Below are 14,701 nucleotides of genomic sequence, written 5' to 3'. Positions count from 1 at the left end.
GGGGACGTACCGGATCGTGGGCCGTCGGATCGCGCAGGCGCTCGGTCTGCTCTCCCACCCCTACCGTGGCTGGATGGTCGGCTCGGTGCTCGGCTCGCTCGTGATTGCCGGGCTGGACATGCTCGGAGTGGCCGCCACGCTGCCCCTCATGCAGCTGGTGGCCGGTGGGGACCTGGAATCCGGCTTCGCCGCCGTGCTGGCACGGTGGCTCGGGACCACGGACACCGCCACGGTGATCGTGGCCATGGCCGCAGTGGTGGCGGGCGCCTTCCTGGTGAAGTCCCTGCTCACCATCGCCTTCCGGTGGTGGCTGCTGGGCCACTCCACCATGCTGGCCGCCGAGGCCGGGGCGGAGCTCTTCCGCCGCTACATGTCCTCCTCCTACATGGACCACCGGGGGCGCAGGCTCAGCGAGGTCCACCGGGCGCTGTCGGCCGCGGTGGGACAGACGTTCAACCAGGTGATCATGGGGTTCCTGACCCTGGCTCCGGATCTGCTGACCCTCGTGGCCGTGACCGCGGTGCTGTTCGCGGCCTCTCCCGTGGCCGCCGTGCTGGCCGTGGTCTTCTTCGGAACCGTGACCCTGGGGACGCAGCGGCTGCTCAAGCCCGCGCACCGGCGCATCGCCCAGGAACTCGCGGACAGCGGGCTGGCCACGTGGGAGGCACTGATGCCCGGGATCAACGGGTTCCGGGAGTCCCGGCTCAGCGGCACCGCCCAGCGGTTCGTGACGGGCTACGGCAACGCCCTGGCGGTGGACGCGTCCGCGCACCGGCGGCTCTCGATCGTGTCCGAGCTGCCCAAGTACATCCTGGAGATCGCCCTCATCGTGGGAGTCGCCCTCGTGGCGGTGGTGCTGTTCGCCCTCATGGATCCCGCCGAGGCGTTCAGCGTCCTGGGGGTCTTCGCGGTGGCGGCGGTGCGCATGGTCCCCGTGCTCAACAGGGCACTGGGCACCACCGCCTCCATGCGGGCGGGCGCGGTGGGTCTGGAGATCCTCACCGGGCAGCTGGACGATCTGGCAGCCGGCGAGACGCACCGCCCGCGGCGTCCCGGGGGTCTGCCCTACCGCGGAGACCTGGAGCTCTCGGACGTGAGCTTCGCCTACCCGGATGCCTCGGAGCCCGTGCTGACGAACGTCTCGGCACGCATCGCCACAGGCACCACCGTGGCGTTCGTGGGGGGCTCCGGAGCCGGGAAGTCCACCCTGCTGGACGTGGTCCTCGCGCTGTTGCGCCCCACGTCCGGTGAAGTGACGTGCGGTGGCCGCAGCATCTTCGAGGACCCCGCGCAGTGGCACTCGCAGATCGGCGTGGTGCCCCAGGACGTCTTCCTCATGGACGACACGGTGCGGGCGAACATCGCGTTCGGGCTCGAGGCCGACCAGATCGACGACGCCGCCATGGCCGGCGCCGTGGAGCGCGCCGACCTCACGGGCATCGTCGCGGCTCTGCCCGACGGCCTGGACACCCGCCTGGGGGAGCGCGGCGTGCGGCTGTCCGGAGGGCAGCGTCAGCGCGTGGGGATCGCGCGGGCGCTCTACCGGGACCCGGACGTGCTGGTGCTGGACGAGGCCACGTCCGCGCTGGACAACCTCACCGAGGAGCGGATCACCCGCACGATCGACTCGCTGCGCGGTGACATGACCATCCTGGTGGTGGCCCACCGGCTCTCCACGGTCAAGCACGCGGACCAGCTGATGTTCATGGCGGACGGCCGGATCGCCGCGCAGGGCACCTTTGCCGAGCTGCTGCGGGACAGCGAGGAGTTCGCTCACCTCGTGGAGCTGGGGAAGCTCACGTGAACCGCCCAGGCCCCCGGCTCGTCATGGTGAGCGAGGCCGTGCCCGAACAGGTGCCCCAGCATGCCGGGGGCCTGCTGCTGCGGGAGGTCGTCGCCGCGCTCGACCCCGGCGTGCACCTCACGGTCATCGTCCAGGACGGCGGCGCGGTGCGGCGAGCCGCACCCCATCCGCGCATCGACCAGCTGATCGTCGTGGAGCCCTCCCCGGGAAGGGTGGAGTCCGCCTGGGAGAGACGCTGGAACACGTACGTCCGCACGGGCGTGGCCGAGCCGTGGTTCGTCCGTCGTCTGCGGGAGTCGGAGCAGGCACTGCGGGCGGTCGCCGCGGCGGACGTGGTGGACCTGCAGTGGGAGGAGCACGCCGTGCTCGTGCCGTGGGTGCGCCGCGTGAACCCCCGGGCGCGCGTGGTGCTCACGCTGCACGACGTGGTGTCCCAGGTCGCCGAGCGGTTCCGCGACGGCATCGAGGGGTCCTCCGTGCGCTCGCGGCTGCTGCGCGCCCGCTGGTCCTGGGCACGACGCCGCTCGCTCGCGATCGAGGCGCGGGCAGGCGGAGCGGCACCCGGTGCGCACACTCCCGACGCCGTGGCGGTCCTCTCGCGGAAGGACGCCCGTCTGCTCTCGGAGGGCTCCGTGCCGGTGGCGGTGCTCCCGCCGCCGCTGGGGGGCAGGCACCGGGACGTCGTGCGGGCTCCCTCTGCGGCGTCTGCGGAGCTGCTGATGGTCGCGCTGCTGTCCCGGGAGGTCAACGAGGACGCCCTGCGCTGGTTCACGCTGCGCGTCCTGCCGCTGCTGCGCTCCCACCACCCGGACCTGCGCGTGCGGGTGGCCGGTGGCGGAGCAGGCCCGGAACTGACGTGGCTGGCGGGGGAGCACGGCGTCGAGCTGCTGGGGTTCGTCCCGGACCTGGACCCGCTGCTCGCCGCGGCACACGCCGTGGTGGTTCCGCTGCGGCGGGGAGCCGGACTGAAGTTCAAGACCGTGGAGGCGCTGTCCGCCGGGGTTCCCGTGGTCACCACCTCGGTGGGGGCCGAGGGCGTGGGCCCGGGCCGGTGGTTCGCGGGGGTGGCGAATGCACCGGAGGACTTCGCGGACGCCGTGCTCACGGTGCTCGCGGACCAGCCGCGTGCCGAGGAGCGCTCCCGCCGGGCCCGGCGGGAGGTGTTCGAGGCCTACGGGATGCGGGGTTTCCGGGAGGCGCTCACCCGGCTGTACGGCGCGGAGGCCGTGCCGCCCCTCGCCCCCGCGGCACACAGCGGTTGCGAGGTCAGCGGCAGCGAACGGCACGGCGGACAGACCGTGGAGCCCGAGGTCACGGTGGTGGTTCCCGCGTTCAACGCGGCGGCGACGATCGGGCGGCAGCTCGGTGCGCTCGCGCACCAGGTGGGGGCCCCGCCGTTCGAGGTGGTGGTCGCGGACAACCGTTCCACGGACGGCACGGCGGCGACGGCGCGGCGCTGGGCGGGCGCGTTCCCGTGCGGACTGCGTGTGGTGGGCGCCCCGGCCCGCCAGGGTGTGAGCCACGCGCGCAACCGCGGCTGCCAGCAGGCACGGGCCGAGCACATCCTGATCTGCGACGCGGACGACCGCGTGCAGCCGAACTGGGTCCGCGAGATGGCCCGGGCGCTGCAGGAGTTCCCCGTGGTCGGCTCGGACGCCGTGCCCGTGGTGGGCGGCGTGGAGCAGGCCCAGGAGTCCGGGCTGCACACGGTGTTCGGTTCCGTGGACTACGTGCTGTGCGGGGCCCTGGGAATCCACCGGTCGGTGTGGGCGGAGGTGGGTGGATTCGACGAGTCCTTCCCGGCGGGCCACGAGGACGTGGACTTCTGCCGGCGGCTCACGGCGCACGGCCACCCCCTGCACCCCGTGCACTCCACGGCCATCCTCTACACCCAGCGCCCGGACGCTCGGGGACAGGCCCGGCAGGCGTTCCACTACGCCCAGGGCCGGATGCTGCTGTGGACCCGGTTGGCCGAGACCGGGGTGCGGCCCCCGGTCTCCTTCACGGGCTCCGTGCGGGAGGCCGTCCAGGTGACGGCCGGCGCACTGCACGGCTGGGGGCGCAGGGACGGCGGTGCCAGTGCGCACGGGCTCGGCTGGGCGTGGGGGACGGTGGCCGGTCACCTGCGCTACCGGGTGCTGGGCAGGCCGCCCGCACCCCGGCTCTGGCCCTCCACCCGATAGGATGAATCGTCATCGGTTGCCGCCCCACCCCCGCGCGGGCCACCGCCGACTCGCGATCCTGACCAGGGAGAATGCGTGATCACCCCCCAACTGGGCGCCCCCGCGTCCGACCTCGTGACCGTGGTGGTGCCCCACTACGGGGACCCCGCGGCCACTCGTGCGCTGCTGCGCCAGCTGCGCGCGCAGCGGGACGTGCCCGGGCTGCGGATCGTGGTGTCCGACGACGCCTCGCCCGTCCCCTTCACCCTCACCCCCGACACCGCACTGGGTCCGGGGACCGCTCCCCCCGACGACCGCGTGGCAACCGGCGGAGCGGACAACGAACCGGCGCCCGCCCGCCCCGTGGAGCTCGTGCGCCGGGCGCGCAACGGCGGGTTCGGGGCGAACGTCAACACCGGCCTCGGCCGCGTCCGCACCCCGCTGGCACTCGTGCTCAACTCCGACCTGATCGTGGGGGAGCGGTTCGTGGCGCAGATGCTGGACGCCGCGCACCCGTGGCACCCGTGCGTCGTCGCCCCCCGGGTGCTCTCCGCGGACGGGACCGAGCAGCACAGCGGCCGGCACTTCCCCTCGATCGGGCACCAGACCGTGGAGTGGCTCTCCCCGCTCGCGCGCTGGCGCCACACCCGGGCCCTGCACGAACTGGTGGGGCACGACACCCGCGTGCGCCCGGACGCCGTCACGAGCGTGGACTGGGTGGTGGGAGCGGCCATGCTGCTGCCGGTCGAGCAGGTGCGCGCCGTGGGCGGCTTCGACGAGGGGTACTTCATGAACGCCGAGGAGGTGGACCTGCAGCGCAGACTCCGCGAGCACGGCATCCCCTCCCTCGTGGCCGGAGGGGTCAGCGTGGTCCACGCCGGCGGCGGGTCCTCGGACGCCGCGCACCGCCGCACCTGGCTCGTGGACGCGCGCGCCCGGTACGCACGGCGCTGGGGCCACCCGCGGGCGCTCGCCGCCGCACTGACCGCGGCCACGGGCGCAAACCTCGTGGTGAACACCGCGCGCGCCGCGGCCGGACGCGACGTCCATCCGGTGCGCGTGGCACGGGAGGAGCTGGCGCTGGTCCACCCCGCTCTGCGCGCCCGGACCGGGGGTGCCTCGTGAACGCCGCACCGGGCAGGACGCCCACGCTGCTACTCGTGAGCCCGGCGTTCCACGGGTACCACCGCTCGATCGCCGCGGCCTTCGAGGACCTCGGCTACGTGGTGCGCACGCACTGCTACGACTCCTACGCGTCCTGGGGCGAGAAGGTGCGCAACAAGGTGGCGCACGAGCTCCCGGCCCGGGTGGGGCTGTCCCGGTGGGGGGTCCCGGACGGTGCAGCGGCCCGTGCGTGGGCCTCCGAGCGGACCCTGCGCGTGCTGAACGAGGTGCGCCCCGACAGGGTGGTCGTGATCAAGGGGGACCTGCTGGACGACCGCGTGTGGGAGGCCCTGCGCGGCCGCGGGATCCCGAGCATCCTGTGGCTCTACGACGACCTCTCCCGCCAGCCGCACTCCCTGGACTTCCTCCGCGAGGTGGGCCCCGTGCTGAGCTACAGCGCGGACGAGACGGCCATGCTCGCCGGCCACGGCGTGGACGCCCACTTCGTCCCCAACGGCTTCGACCCCCGCCTCGCGAGACCGTGCCCGGCACGCCGCCCGGAGGTCGTCTTCGTGGGCTCGTGGTACCCCAACCGGGAGCGGCTGCTGCTCGCCGTGCACCGCGCGGGGGTGCCCGTGCGGGCGTGGGGCCGGGGCTGGTCCCACCACCCCGTGGACCGGCTGCGCACGTGGCGCTGGGCGCGCCCGGACCTCCCGGCGGAGCGGGACGTCCCCCTCGCGGACGCGTACCGCATCCAGGCGGAGGGGCTGCTCGCGGTGAACGCCCACGGCGACCAGGCGGGGCTGTCCATGCGCACGTTCGAGGTCCCCGGCATGGCGGGGCTGCAGGCCGTGGACCGGGAGGACGTCTCCCGCTTCTACGACGTGGGCACGGAGACCCTGGTCTACCGCACGCCGGAGGAGCTCGCCGAGCTGGCGGCGCGGGCCCGTCGCGACACCGCCTGGGCGGAGGGCATCCGGGAGCGGGGACGACGCCGCACGCTCGCGGAGCACACGTTCGCGCACCGGGTCGCGCTGGTGGAGAGGTGCTGGTCATGATCCTGGGCAGCATTCCCTCGGGGCACCTCGCCTTCCCCCGAGACCTCGGGCTGTGGCGGCAGTGGCAGCGCGGGGCGCACCCCCTGCGCGCCGCCCGGGACCGCGCTGTGGGAGCGCTGCGCCCCGGTCGTGGACCCGACCCCGCCGGAGCACCCACCCTGCACCTCGCGTGGCGCGGTGAGCACCCAGCGGTGCTGCTCGCGGTGGACGCCACCACGCCCACCCAGATCGCCGCCGTCCTGCGCCCGCTCGCCCACCTGGACGGGACGGACGTGGCCGTGCTGTCCCCGCAACCCGCGCGGGACGCCCTGGCCGCCCACGGTGAGGACCCCGCACTGTGGCGCGGCACAGAGGCGCCCGGCACCAGTGTGCCCGAGGTGCTGGATGGGCTGCGCGCCGTGGCCGCCACGGGGGACTACCTTCCCGCGGGGGCCCGCGCGCACCACTGGGCGGGCGCCCTCGGGGCCGCGTTCGCCGTGGTCCAGCACGGTCTGCTCACGCCGTTCGCACCGCCCCTGCCGGCGGACTCGCTGCTGCTCGCGTTCTCCGAGCAGGACGCCGCGTTCTACGGCTGGCGGCGGGAGGACGTGAGCAGCCGGGTGGTCGGCTCGCAGCTGCTGTGGACCGCGTCCCGGCCCGAGCACCGCGCGTCCGGGTCCGCCGCGGGCCACCGCCCCGTGTTCCTGGGGCAGCTGCACGGCGCGGAGCTCCCGCGCCGGGACAGCGCCCGTGCGGCCCAGCTCTTCTGCGCGAGCACGGGGGCGCTCTACCGGCCGCACCCCGGGGAGACGGACAGACTCTCCCGCGCCCAGCACGCCGTGTGGCGGGCCAGGGGACTCGCGGTGGACCGCGTCGGGGACGCTCTCACCGAGGTGGACGCGCCCGTGGGCTCCGTGTTCTCCACGGGTGTGCTCGAGGCCGCCGCGCGCGGTCTTCCCGCCCGCGTCACGCACCCCGCCCCGCCGCGCTGGCTCGAGGCCTTCTGGGGCCGGTACGGCATGGCCCGCTGGAACGGGACGCCCGCCGGTGCCGCCGCCCCGAGCGGGTCGGCACCGGCCACACCCGCGCCCGCGGTGCCCGCCGAGGAGCCGGCCCGCGCGGTGGCGCGCATCCTGCGGGAGCTCGCGGGCGGCGTCGTCGATCCGAGCCACCGGGAGGTCCCGTGAACATCCTGTGCGTGATCCCCGTGCGCGGCGGCTCCAAGGGCGTGCCGCGCAAGAACGTGCGTTCCGTGGCCGGGCGCCCTCTCGTGGTCTGGACCATCGAGCAGGCGCTCGCCGCCCGGCCCGCCCTGGACGTCCTCGTCTCCACGGACGACCAGGAGATCGCCGACGTCGCACGGGCCGCGGGTGCGGACGTCCCCTTCCTGCGCCCCGCCGAGCTCGCGCGGGACGAGACCCCCACCGAACCCGTGATCCGCCACGCGATCGACGCCCGCACCGCGCAGGGCCGGCGCCCGGACGCCGTGATGCTGCTGCAGGCCACCTCCCCGGTGCGCCAGCCCGGCACCCTGGACCGCGCCGTCGCGCAGTTCGCGGAGACCGGCGTGGACTCGATGGTGGGGGTGGTTCCCGTGGCGCCGTTCCTGTGGGAGCTCACCGACCCGCCGCGCGCGGCCTACCCGGTGGATGCGCGGCCACGCCGACAGGACATGGGACCCACGGACAAGCGCTACCGGGAGACGGGCTCCCTCTACATCACCCGCACCGAGATCTACGAGCGCCTGGACAACCGGCTGGGCGGCGAGATCGGCCTGTTCGTCATGGCCGAGGAGGAGGGCGTGGACATCGACACGTTCCAGGACCTCGAGCTCGCCGAGCGGTATCTGCGGCGCCAGGAGCACGAGCTCTCCCGGGGGTCTGCGGACCCCGGCTCGGGAGGTGCGGCATGACGGCGGAGACGGACGCCCGCGCGCGGCGGGTCGCGGACGGGACCGTGCGGCGTCGTGCCCCGGAGCCGGTGCGCGAGCCGGGCGGGGGCGAGCTGCGCATCGGCCGGCACACGGTGGGCGCGGGGCACCCGGCGCTGCTGATCGCGGAGATCGGCAACAACCACAACGGCTCCGTGGCGCTCGCCAAGCACCTCGTGGACCTCGCCCAGGAGGCCGGCGCGGACGCCGTGAAGTTCCAGCTGCGGGACCTGGACGCCCTCTACCGCCAGGCCGGAGCGGCCTCGGACGGAGAGGACCTGGGGGTCCAGTACACGCTGGACCTGCTGTCCCGGTTCTCGCTGGACGCCGCGCAGATGCTCGAGGTGCTCGAGCACTGCCGGGCCCGGGACATCGACGCCCTGTGCACGCCGTGGGACCCGCCCTCCGTGCAGGTGCTGGCGCAGTACGGGGTCCCCGCGTTCAAGATCGCCTCCGCAGACCTCACCCACCACGGGCTGCTGCGCGACGCGGGCTCCCGCGGTGTGCCGCTGATCGTGTCCACGGGGATGTCCAGCGAGGACGAGATCCTGGACGCCGTGGCCGTGCTGCGGGAGGTGGGCGCCCCGTTCGCCCTGCTGCAGTGCCAGTCCACCTACCCCGCGCCGTACAAGGACCTCAACATCGCGTACATGGACCGGCTCGCGGAGCTCGGCGGGGGCCCCGTGGGGTACTCCGGGCACGAACGCGGCAGCCACGTTCCGGTGGCCGCCGTGGCACGCGGGGCGCACATCGTGGAGAAGCACTTCACGGTGGACCGGGACATGGAGGGCAACGACCACGCAGTGTCCCTGCTGCCCCACGAGTTCGCGCAGATGGTCGAGCAGATCCGCCAGGTGGAGCAGGCCATCGGCACCGCGGAACCCCGCCGGGTGACCCCCGGGGAGTCCATGAACCGCGTGAACCTGGCCACGTCCCTGGTGGCAGCCCGCACGGTTGCGCAGGGGGAGCGGGTGCGCGCGGAGGATGTCACGGTGCGCAGCCCCGGGCGCGGACTGCAGCCGGACCGGATGCAGGAACTGGTGGGGCGCAGGATGCACCGCACGGTCGCGGAGGGTGACTTCTTCTACCCGGGCGACCTGCGCCGGGAGGCGACCCGCGCGCGGACCTACCGCTTCGACCGCCCCTGGGGGATCCCCGTGCGGTACCACGACGCCCGGGAGCTCATGGGTGACCGGGAGCCGGACTTCCTGGAGTTCCACTTCTCCGCGCGTGACCTTGACCTGGACCCCGCGTCGGTCTTCACCGGACGCCTGCCCACGGCGTTCACCACCCACCTGCCGGACCTGTTCCCGGGGGACTTCGTGGTGGACCTCGCGAGCCCGGACCCCGCCACGTGGGAGCGCTCGATCGCGGAGGTGCAGCGCACCATCCACCGCACCCGGGAGCTGGTCCCGTTCTTCGAGGGCGAGCAGGACCCGCTCATGGTCCTCACCATGGGCGGCTTCACCCGCCACGGCCACATCCCGGAGTCCGAGCGAGCCCGGGGTTACGAGCGCATCGGCGCGGCACTGGCCCGGTTGGACTCCTCCGGGGTGCGGCTCACCGCCCAGACGCTGCCGCCGTTCCCGTGGCTGCTGGGCGGGCAGTGGTTCCACAACCTGTTCGTGGACCCGAGGGACACCGCCGAGTTCTCCCGCGCGTTCGACGTCCCCCTGACCCTGGACGTCTCCCACAGTCAGCTCGCCGCCACGTTCCTGGATCTCCCGTTCGCGGACGCGGTGGACCTGCTGGCGCCGCGCACCGCCCACCTCCACGTGGTGGACGCCACCGGTGTGGACGGTGAGGGCGTGCAGGTGGGCGAGGGGGACGTGGACTTCGCGGACCTCGCGCGGCGACTGTCCGTGCACTGCCCGGACGCGGGCTTCATCCCCGAGATCTGGATGGGTCACGTGGACGGCGGCCACGGCTTCTGGACCGCCCTGGAACGGCTGGAGCGGTGGTTCTGATGCTCGATCCCCTCGCCCTGTGGGTCACCCCGGTCTCGGACACCGGGGGAGTGGCGCGCTACGTCCTGGACGTGGCGCGCGCGGGCATCCCCGGATTCCGGCTGGCCGTGCTGTGCCCACCCGGGCGCCTGGCGGACGAGCTGCACGCCGCCGGTGTCGCCGTCCTCACCGGGCCCTTCGGCCCGGGCGCCGCGTCCGGCGGCTCGGGGGCAGCGATCCGCACCCCGGGCGTGGCTCCCCACGGCACGGACGGGGTCTCGCACGGGGTGGACGGCGCCTCCCACGACACGGACGGCGACGACGCCGCGCACCGGGTGGCGGGCACGGTCCGGGCGGCCGCGGCGTCGGCGGCCACGCTGCGCCACGCGGTGCGCACCCTGCGCCCCGCAGTGGTGCACTCCCACCTGGCCTACGCGGACCTCGTGTGCGCCGCGGTCCTTCGGGGGCTGCGCGTGCCCGGTGTCCCGGGACGCGCACGCGTCGGGGGCGTGCCGCTGCTGGTCAGCACCGAGCACGGGATCGCGGGCGACCCCGGGCTCTACCACGCGAACCCACGGCGTGCCCGCGCGATGGCCGCCCTGCACACGCGCAGGCTGCGGCGCACGGACGCGGCGATCGCCGTGTCGCACGCAACCGCGGCGGTGATGCGGGAGCGGTGGGGCGCCCGCGGCGTCGTCGTGGTCCCCAACGGGATCGACCGCCCGGAGCCCACGGCCGCGCCGCGCCCTGCACCGGACGCCCCGCGCGTGCTGTCCCTGAGCCGGCTGGCTCCGGAGAAGAACCTGGACGCCCTGCTCGACAGCCTGGCCCTGCTGCGCACCACCCACCCTGGAGCGCGGCTCACCCTGGCCGGGGAGGGGGAGGAGCGCCACCGGCTCCTGGCGCGCGTCGAACGCCTCGGCCTCACGGACCGCGTGACCCTGCCCGGGCACCTGGACCCCCGCACGCCCATGGCCGAGCACGACGTGGTGGTCCAGCTCTCGCGCTGGGAGAACTGCTCCTACACCCTGCTCGACGCCGCCGCGTCCGGGCTCGGGGTGGTGGCCACCGACGTGGGTGGGAACGCTGAGATCCTGCCGGCGCGGTGCCTGGTGCCCCCGGGGCACCCGGAGCTTCCCGCGGCCGTGGCCCGCACGGTCGCGGAGCAGGCCGATCCCCGCAGACGCCCCGGGCCGCCGACCGACTGGCCCACGCCCCAGGACACCACCCGCGCGGTGAGCGCGCTGTACACGATGCTTCTTGACAGGACGGGGACCCCCGCATGAGGACTCACACCGCAACCGAGACGGGCGCCTGGGGCGCCAGGGGACGAGCCGAGCACCGCGCGTCCCCGCGGGGAGGCGCCTCGGCCGTGCAGCGGATGCTCGCGGACCGCTTCACGGGCGTGGAGACGGCCGGCATCCGGCAGGGTGTCTCCAGCGCGATCCCCGTGCTGCTGCTGTTCGCCGCCGCGGTGTGCGAGGGACAGGAGATCCCGGGCGCCCCGCTGCCCCTGAGCTCGGTGGCACTCGTGCCCCTGGTGCTGGGCTCGCTCTTCTTCGCCTCCACGGCGCCACCGCGACCCACCTGGTTCCCCCTGGCGATCGTGCTCGTGCCCGTCTGGATGGCGGTGGCCTCCGTGCTCAACGGCGAGGTGGACGCCAAACGGATCGCGAGCATCTCGCTGTGGGCGGCCACTGCCCTGGTGCTCTCCTCCGGGCGGATTCCCCTGTTCATGGCGGCACGGGGGCTCGCGCTCGGGATCACGGTGGCCGGAGCGCACGCCCTGGCCACCATCGGCAGCAGCGCCTACGAGGGCCGCGTCACGGGCTGGTTCGGGGACCCCAACACCGCCGGCCTCTTCCTGCTCACCGTGCTGCTGCTGAGCCTGCCGTACCTGCCGTCCAAGAAGACCACCGTGGTGGTGCTGCTCGTGGGGATCACCGCGCTGGTGATGACGTTCTCCCGCACCACCTGGCTCGCGGCAGGAATCGCCCTCCTCTGGATGGTGCTCGGAGGGCGGCTCAACAGGATCCTGGGCGTGCTGGGTGTGGTGGCCGCGGTCGCCTGGATCCTCCGGCTGCCGGACTCCGTGGCCACCACGGGGCCGTTCGAGGGGCGGGAGGGCTCGGACGCGCTGCGTGAGCGCATCTCCGAGCAGGAGCAGCTGCTCGTGGCCCAGCAGCCGCTCGTGGGCAACGGGGCGGGCAGTGCGCAGGTGCAGCTGGACGACATGACGTTCTTCTTCCACGACTCCTACCTGGCCATCCGGGCAGAGGCCGGGTGGATCGGCTTCGCCCTGGTGGTGGGGCTGTTCGCGGCCACGTTCGTGGCGCTCGTGGCGCTGCCCACCGCGCGACGCTCGGTCTGGCTCGAGGGGGCACTTGTGGCGCTGGCGGTGTGTGCCACCAACCTGGGCGAGGTGTTCCTGGCCATCCCGGGTGCGCTGGTGCTGGGCTTCGCCGGCCACCACCTGGCGGTGCAGCGGGCGCAGCTGCGGGCGGAGCGCGAGCAGGAGCGGCTCGACAGGTGGGCCAGACGGATCGCGCGCGGTCAGGTCGCGGGGAACCTGAAGTGAGCGGGCGCATCGTCCTGGTGGCCGGCCACGGGGACCTGGGCGGGGGTGAGGTCATGCTCCTCGCGTGCGCGGACGCCCTCACCGCCGTGGGGATGGAACCCGTGGTGGTGGCACCCACCGCCCCCTCGCACGTGCTCTCGGCGGCCCGGTGCGCGGGCCACGCCACCGTCGAGGTGCCCACCCACCCGGAGGATCCCTGGTGGCGGGCCGCCCGGGCCGCCCGCAGGGCCGTGGCGGGTGTGCGGGCGCAGGATGCCGGAGCGCCCGTGTGGTGCCACGGTCTGCGTCCGGTGGTGGCCACGGCTGGGATCCCGGGACGCATCGCGCACGTCCACCGTGTTCCGACCCGCGCGCAGATGCCGGTGCTGGCCGCCGCGGCCGCCGGCAGCCGGGCCGTGGTGGTTCCCTCCGAGTCCACGCGCGGGTTCCTCCCCCGTCACCTGGCCCGCCGCGCCCACGTCCTCGGCAACTGGAGCGAGGACACCTCCCTCGGTCCCGGAACCCGCGGAGACCACGACGGCGCCCCGGCGGCCGAGCCGTTCGACGCCACCGCCCCGCGTGGTCGCCGGACCGGGGAGCCGCCGGTCGTGGGGTACCTGGGGCGGATCGCCCCGGAGAAGGGCCTGGTGGACCTGGTGAAGGCCGTGGAGCTGCTCGACGAGCAGGGCGTGGCGCTGCGGCCGGTGGTGCGCGTGGGCGGGGAGGCGCTGTTCGTCTCCGAGGAGCAGGCGGAGGAGCTCTCACGGGCCATGGGAAGGCTGGGGGCCAGGCTGCTCCGGGAGGGGTGGGTGCAGCGCCGTGACTTCCTCTCGCGCGTGGACGTGCTCGTGTGCCCCTCCCGGGTGCCGGAGTCGTTCGGTCTCGTGGCCGCTGAGGCCATGGCCGCCGGGGTGCCCGTGGTGGTCACCGACGCCGGCGCGCTTCCCGAGGTGGTGGGCCCCGACCACCCCTGGGTGGCGGGCGTCGAGGATCCGGTGTCACTCGCGTGCGTCCTGCGCCAGGCCCTCGGTGCGCTGGGCACGGAAGCGGGCGAGCACGCCGTCGCCCGGGCCCGACGCCGCTGGGAAGCGCTCTGGAGCCCGGCCGCCGGCCGCGAGCGGGTGGCCGGACTGCTCCGGGACCTGGGGATCCTCCCGTGAGCCCGGCCGCGTCGGTCGTGGTCCCCACCCGGGGTGGCGCGCGGCGTCTCCCGGTGCTGCTCGCCGCGCTCGAGCAGCAGAGCACCAGGGACTTCGAGGTGGTTCTCGTGGTGGACGGGGACATCGACGGCTCGGAGGAGGTGATCCGGTCCTGGGCCGCACGGGGAACCCTCCGGCTGGAACCCGTGGTGCTGCCCGAGAACGTCGGCCGCGCGGGCGCCCTCAACGCCGGCATCCGCGCGGCCCGCGGGCGCGTGCTCATCCGGTGCGACGACGACCTCGTTCCCGGGCCGGAGTTCGTGGCGGGTCACGTGCGGCGTCACGAGGGGCGCACGATGGCCGTGGTGGGGCCGTGCCACAACGTCCTGCCGGACACCGCCTTCGCCCGGTCCTACGGCAACGCCGCGTCCGAACGGTCCCTGCGGGCCGCGCAGGACTGCCCCCCGGAGCGCGTGTGGCGGCTGTGGGGCGGCAACGTCTCCGTCACCTCGGACACGGCCCGGAGCATTGGACCCTACGACGAGCGGTACCGGGGCTACGGGTGGGAGGACGTGGACTACGGGTTCCGGCTGCACTCTGCGGGCATCCCTGTGCTCGTGGCACCGGAGCTGACCACCGAGCACCGGATGGGTGCCACGACCACCCGTTCGCGCACCGTGCGCGCCCTGCACGCGGGGGCCGCCCGGCGGCGCTTCCGGGAGATCCACGGCCCGCTCGCAGAACCCGCGGACGGGGGTCGTCTCACCCCCTGGCGGGTATCGGTGCTGGTCACGGCTAAACTGGTCACCGAGAGAACCCTTGCGGTCGTGTGCCCCGCTCTCGACGCCGTCTCGGACCGTCTGCCCCCCTGGGCGGCCGAGAAAGCGGTCGCCCTTCTCGTGGAGGCCGCCAACGCCGCCGGGGCGCGGCACCCCCGCCGGGCCGGCAGCAGGTTCTGAGGGCCCCCGCCCGCACCGCAGCACATCGGACCCCCATCCGACGAGGGGACACCCCCCATGGCC

General features: G+C 74.6%; 11 protein-coding genes. All 11 read left to right on the top strand.

The window, feature by feature from the left end; genetic code table 11:
- Nucleotides 1-1,804 (top strand): ABC transporter ATP-binding protein (locus D9R02_RS08950; RefSeq protein WP_147435344.1); only part of this gene is annotated, 1,804 nt, incomplete at its 5' end.
- Nucleotides 1,801-3,987 (top strand): glycosyltransferase, encoded by a 2,187-nt coding sequence (locus D9R02_RS08945; protein ID WP_121566774.1) that lies wholly within the window; start codon nucleotides 1,801-1,803, stop codon nucleotides 3,985-3,987. The genes D9R02_RS08950 and D9R02_RS08945, both read left to right, overlap by 4 nt.
- 75 nt (nucleotides 3,988-4,062) lie before the next feature.
- The gene (locus D9R02_RS08940) at nucleotides 4,063-5,091 is read left to right on the top strand and encodes a glycosyltransferase family 2 protein (RefSeq protein WP_259463938.1); all 1,029 of its coding nucleotides are present in this window, start codon (nucleotides 4,063-4,065) and stop codon (nucleotides 5,089-5,091) included.
- A 35-nt stretch (nucleotides 5,092-5,126) separates the two neighbouring features.
- A complete protein-coding gene (locus D9R02_RS08935; RefSeq protein ID WP_259463937.1) occupies nucleotides 5,127-6,128 on the top strand; it encodes a CgeB family protein in 1,002 nt (333 codons plus the stop codon).
- Nucleotides 6,125-7,294, top strand: a complete 1,170-nt coding sequence (locus D9R02_RS08930) for an RNA-binding protein (RefSeq protein WP_121566777.1) — start codon at nucleotides 6,125-6,127, stop codon at nucleotides 7,292-7,294. The genes D9R02_RS08935 and D9R02_RS08930 overlap by 4 nt, the downstream gene beginning before the upstream one ends.
- Nucleotides 7,291-8,019 carry an acylneuraminate cytidylyltransferase family protein gene (locus tag D9R02_RS08925; RefSeq protein WP_121566772.1) on the top strand — a complete coding sequence of 243 codons (729 nt, stop codon included), beginning with the start codon at nucleotides 7,291-7,293 and terminating at the stop codon, nucleotides 8,017-8,019. Before D9R02_RS08930 ends, D9R02_RS08925 begins: the two co-directional genes overlap by 4 nt.
- The gene (locus D9R02_RS08920) at nucleotides 8,016-10,004 is read left to right on the top strand and encodes an N-acetylneuraminate synthase family protein (protein WP_121566771.1); all 1,989 of its coding nucleotides are present in this window, start codon (nucleotides 8,016-8,018) and stop codon (nucleotides 10,002-10,004) included. Before D9R02_RS08925 ends, D9R02_RS08920 begins: the two co-directional genes overlap by 4 nt.
- On the top strand, nucleotides 10,004-11,269 hold the full coding sequence (locus tag D9R02_RS08915) for a glycosyltransferase family 4 protein (RefSeq protein ID WP_183085976.1): 1,266 nt from the start codon (nucleotides 10,004-10,006) through the stop codon (nucleotides 11,267-11,269). The genes D9R02_RS08920 and D9R02_RS08915 overlap by 1 nt, the downstream gene beginning before the upstream one ends.
- Nucleotides 11,266-12,561, top strand: coding sequence for an O-antigen ligase family protein (locus tag D9R02_RS08910; RefSeq protein ID WP_147435343.1), 1,296 nt, complete (start codon nucleotides 11,266-11,268; stop codon nucleotides 12,559-12,561). Before D9R02_RS08915 ends, D9R02_RS08910 begins: the two co-directional genes overlap by 4 nt.
- Nucleotides 12,558-13,700, top strand: a complete 1,143-nt coding sequence (locus D9R02_RS08905) for a glycosyltransferase family 4 protein (protein WP_121566769.1) — start codon at nucleotides 12,558-12,560, stop codon at nucleotides 13,698-13,700. The genes D9R02_RS08910 and D9R02_RS08905 overlap by 4 nt, the downstream gene beginning before the upstream one ends.
- The gene (locus tag D9R02_RS08900) at nucleotides 13,697-14,638 is read left to right on the top strand and encodes a glycosyltransferase family 2 protein (RefSeq protein ID WP_183085975.1); all 942 of its coding nucleotides are present in this window, start codon (nucleotides 13,697-13,699) and stop codon (nucleotides 14,636-14,638) included. The genes D9R02_RS08905 and D9R02_RS08900 overlap by 4 nt, the downstream gene beginning before the upstream one ends.
- Nucleotides 14,639-14,701: the final 63 nt, after the last annotated feature.

Origin of the sequence: Kocuria rhizophila, assembly GCF_003667225.1 — a bacterium.
GTDB lineage: Bacteria > Actinomycetota > Actinomycetes > Actinomycetales > Micrococcaceae > Kocuria > Kocuria rhizophila.
This window is presented reverse-complemented; position numbering and strand designations above follow the sequence as displayed.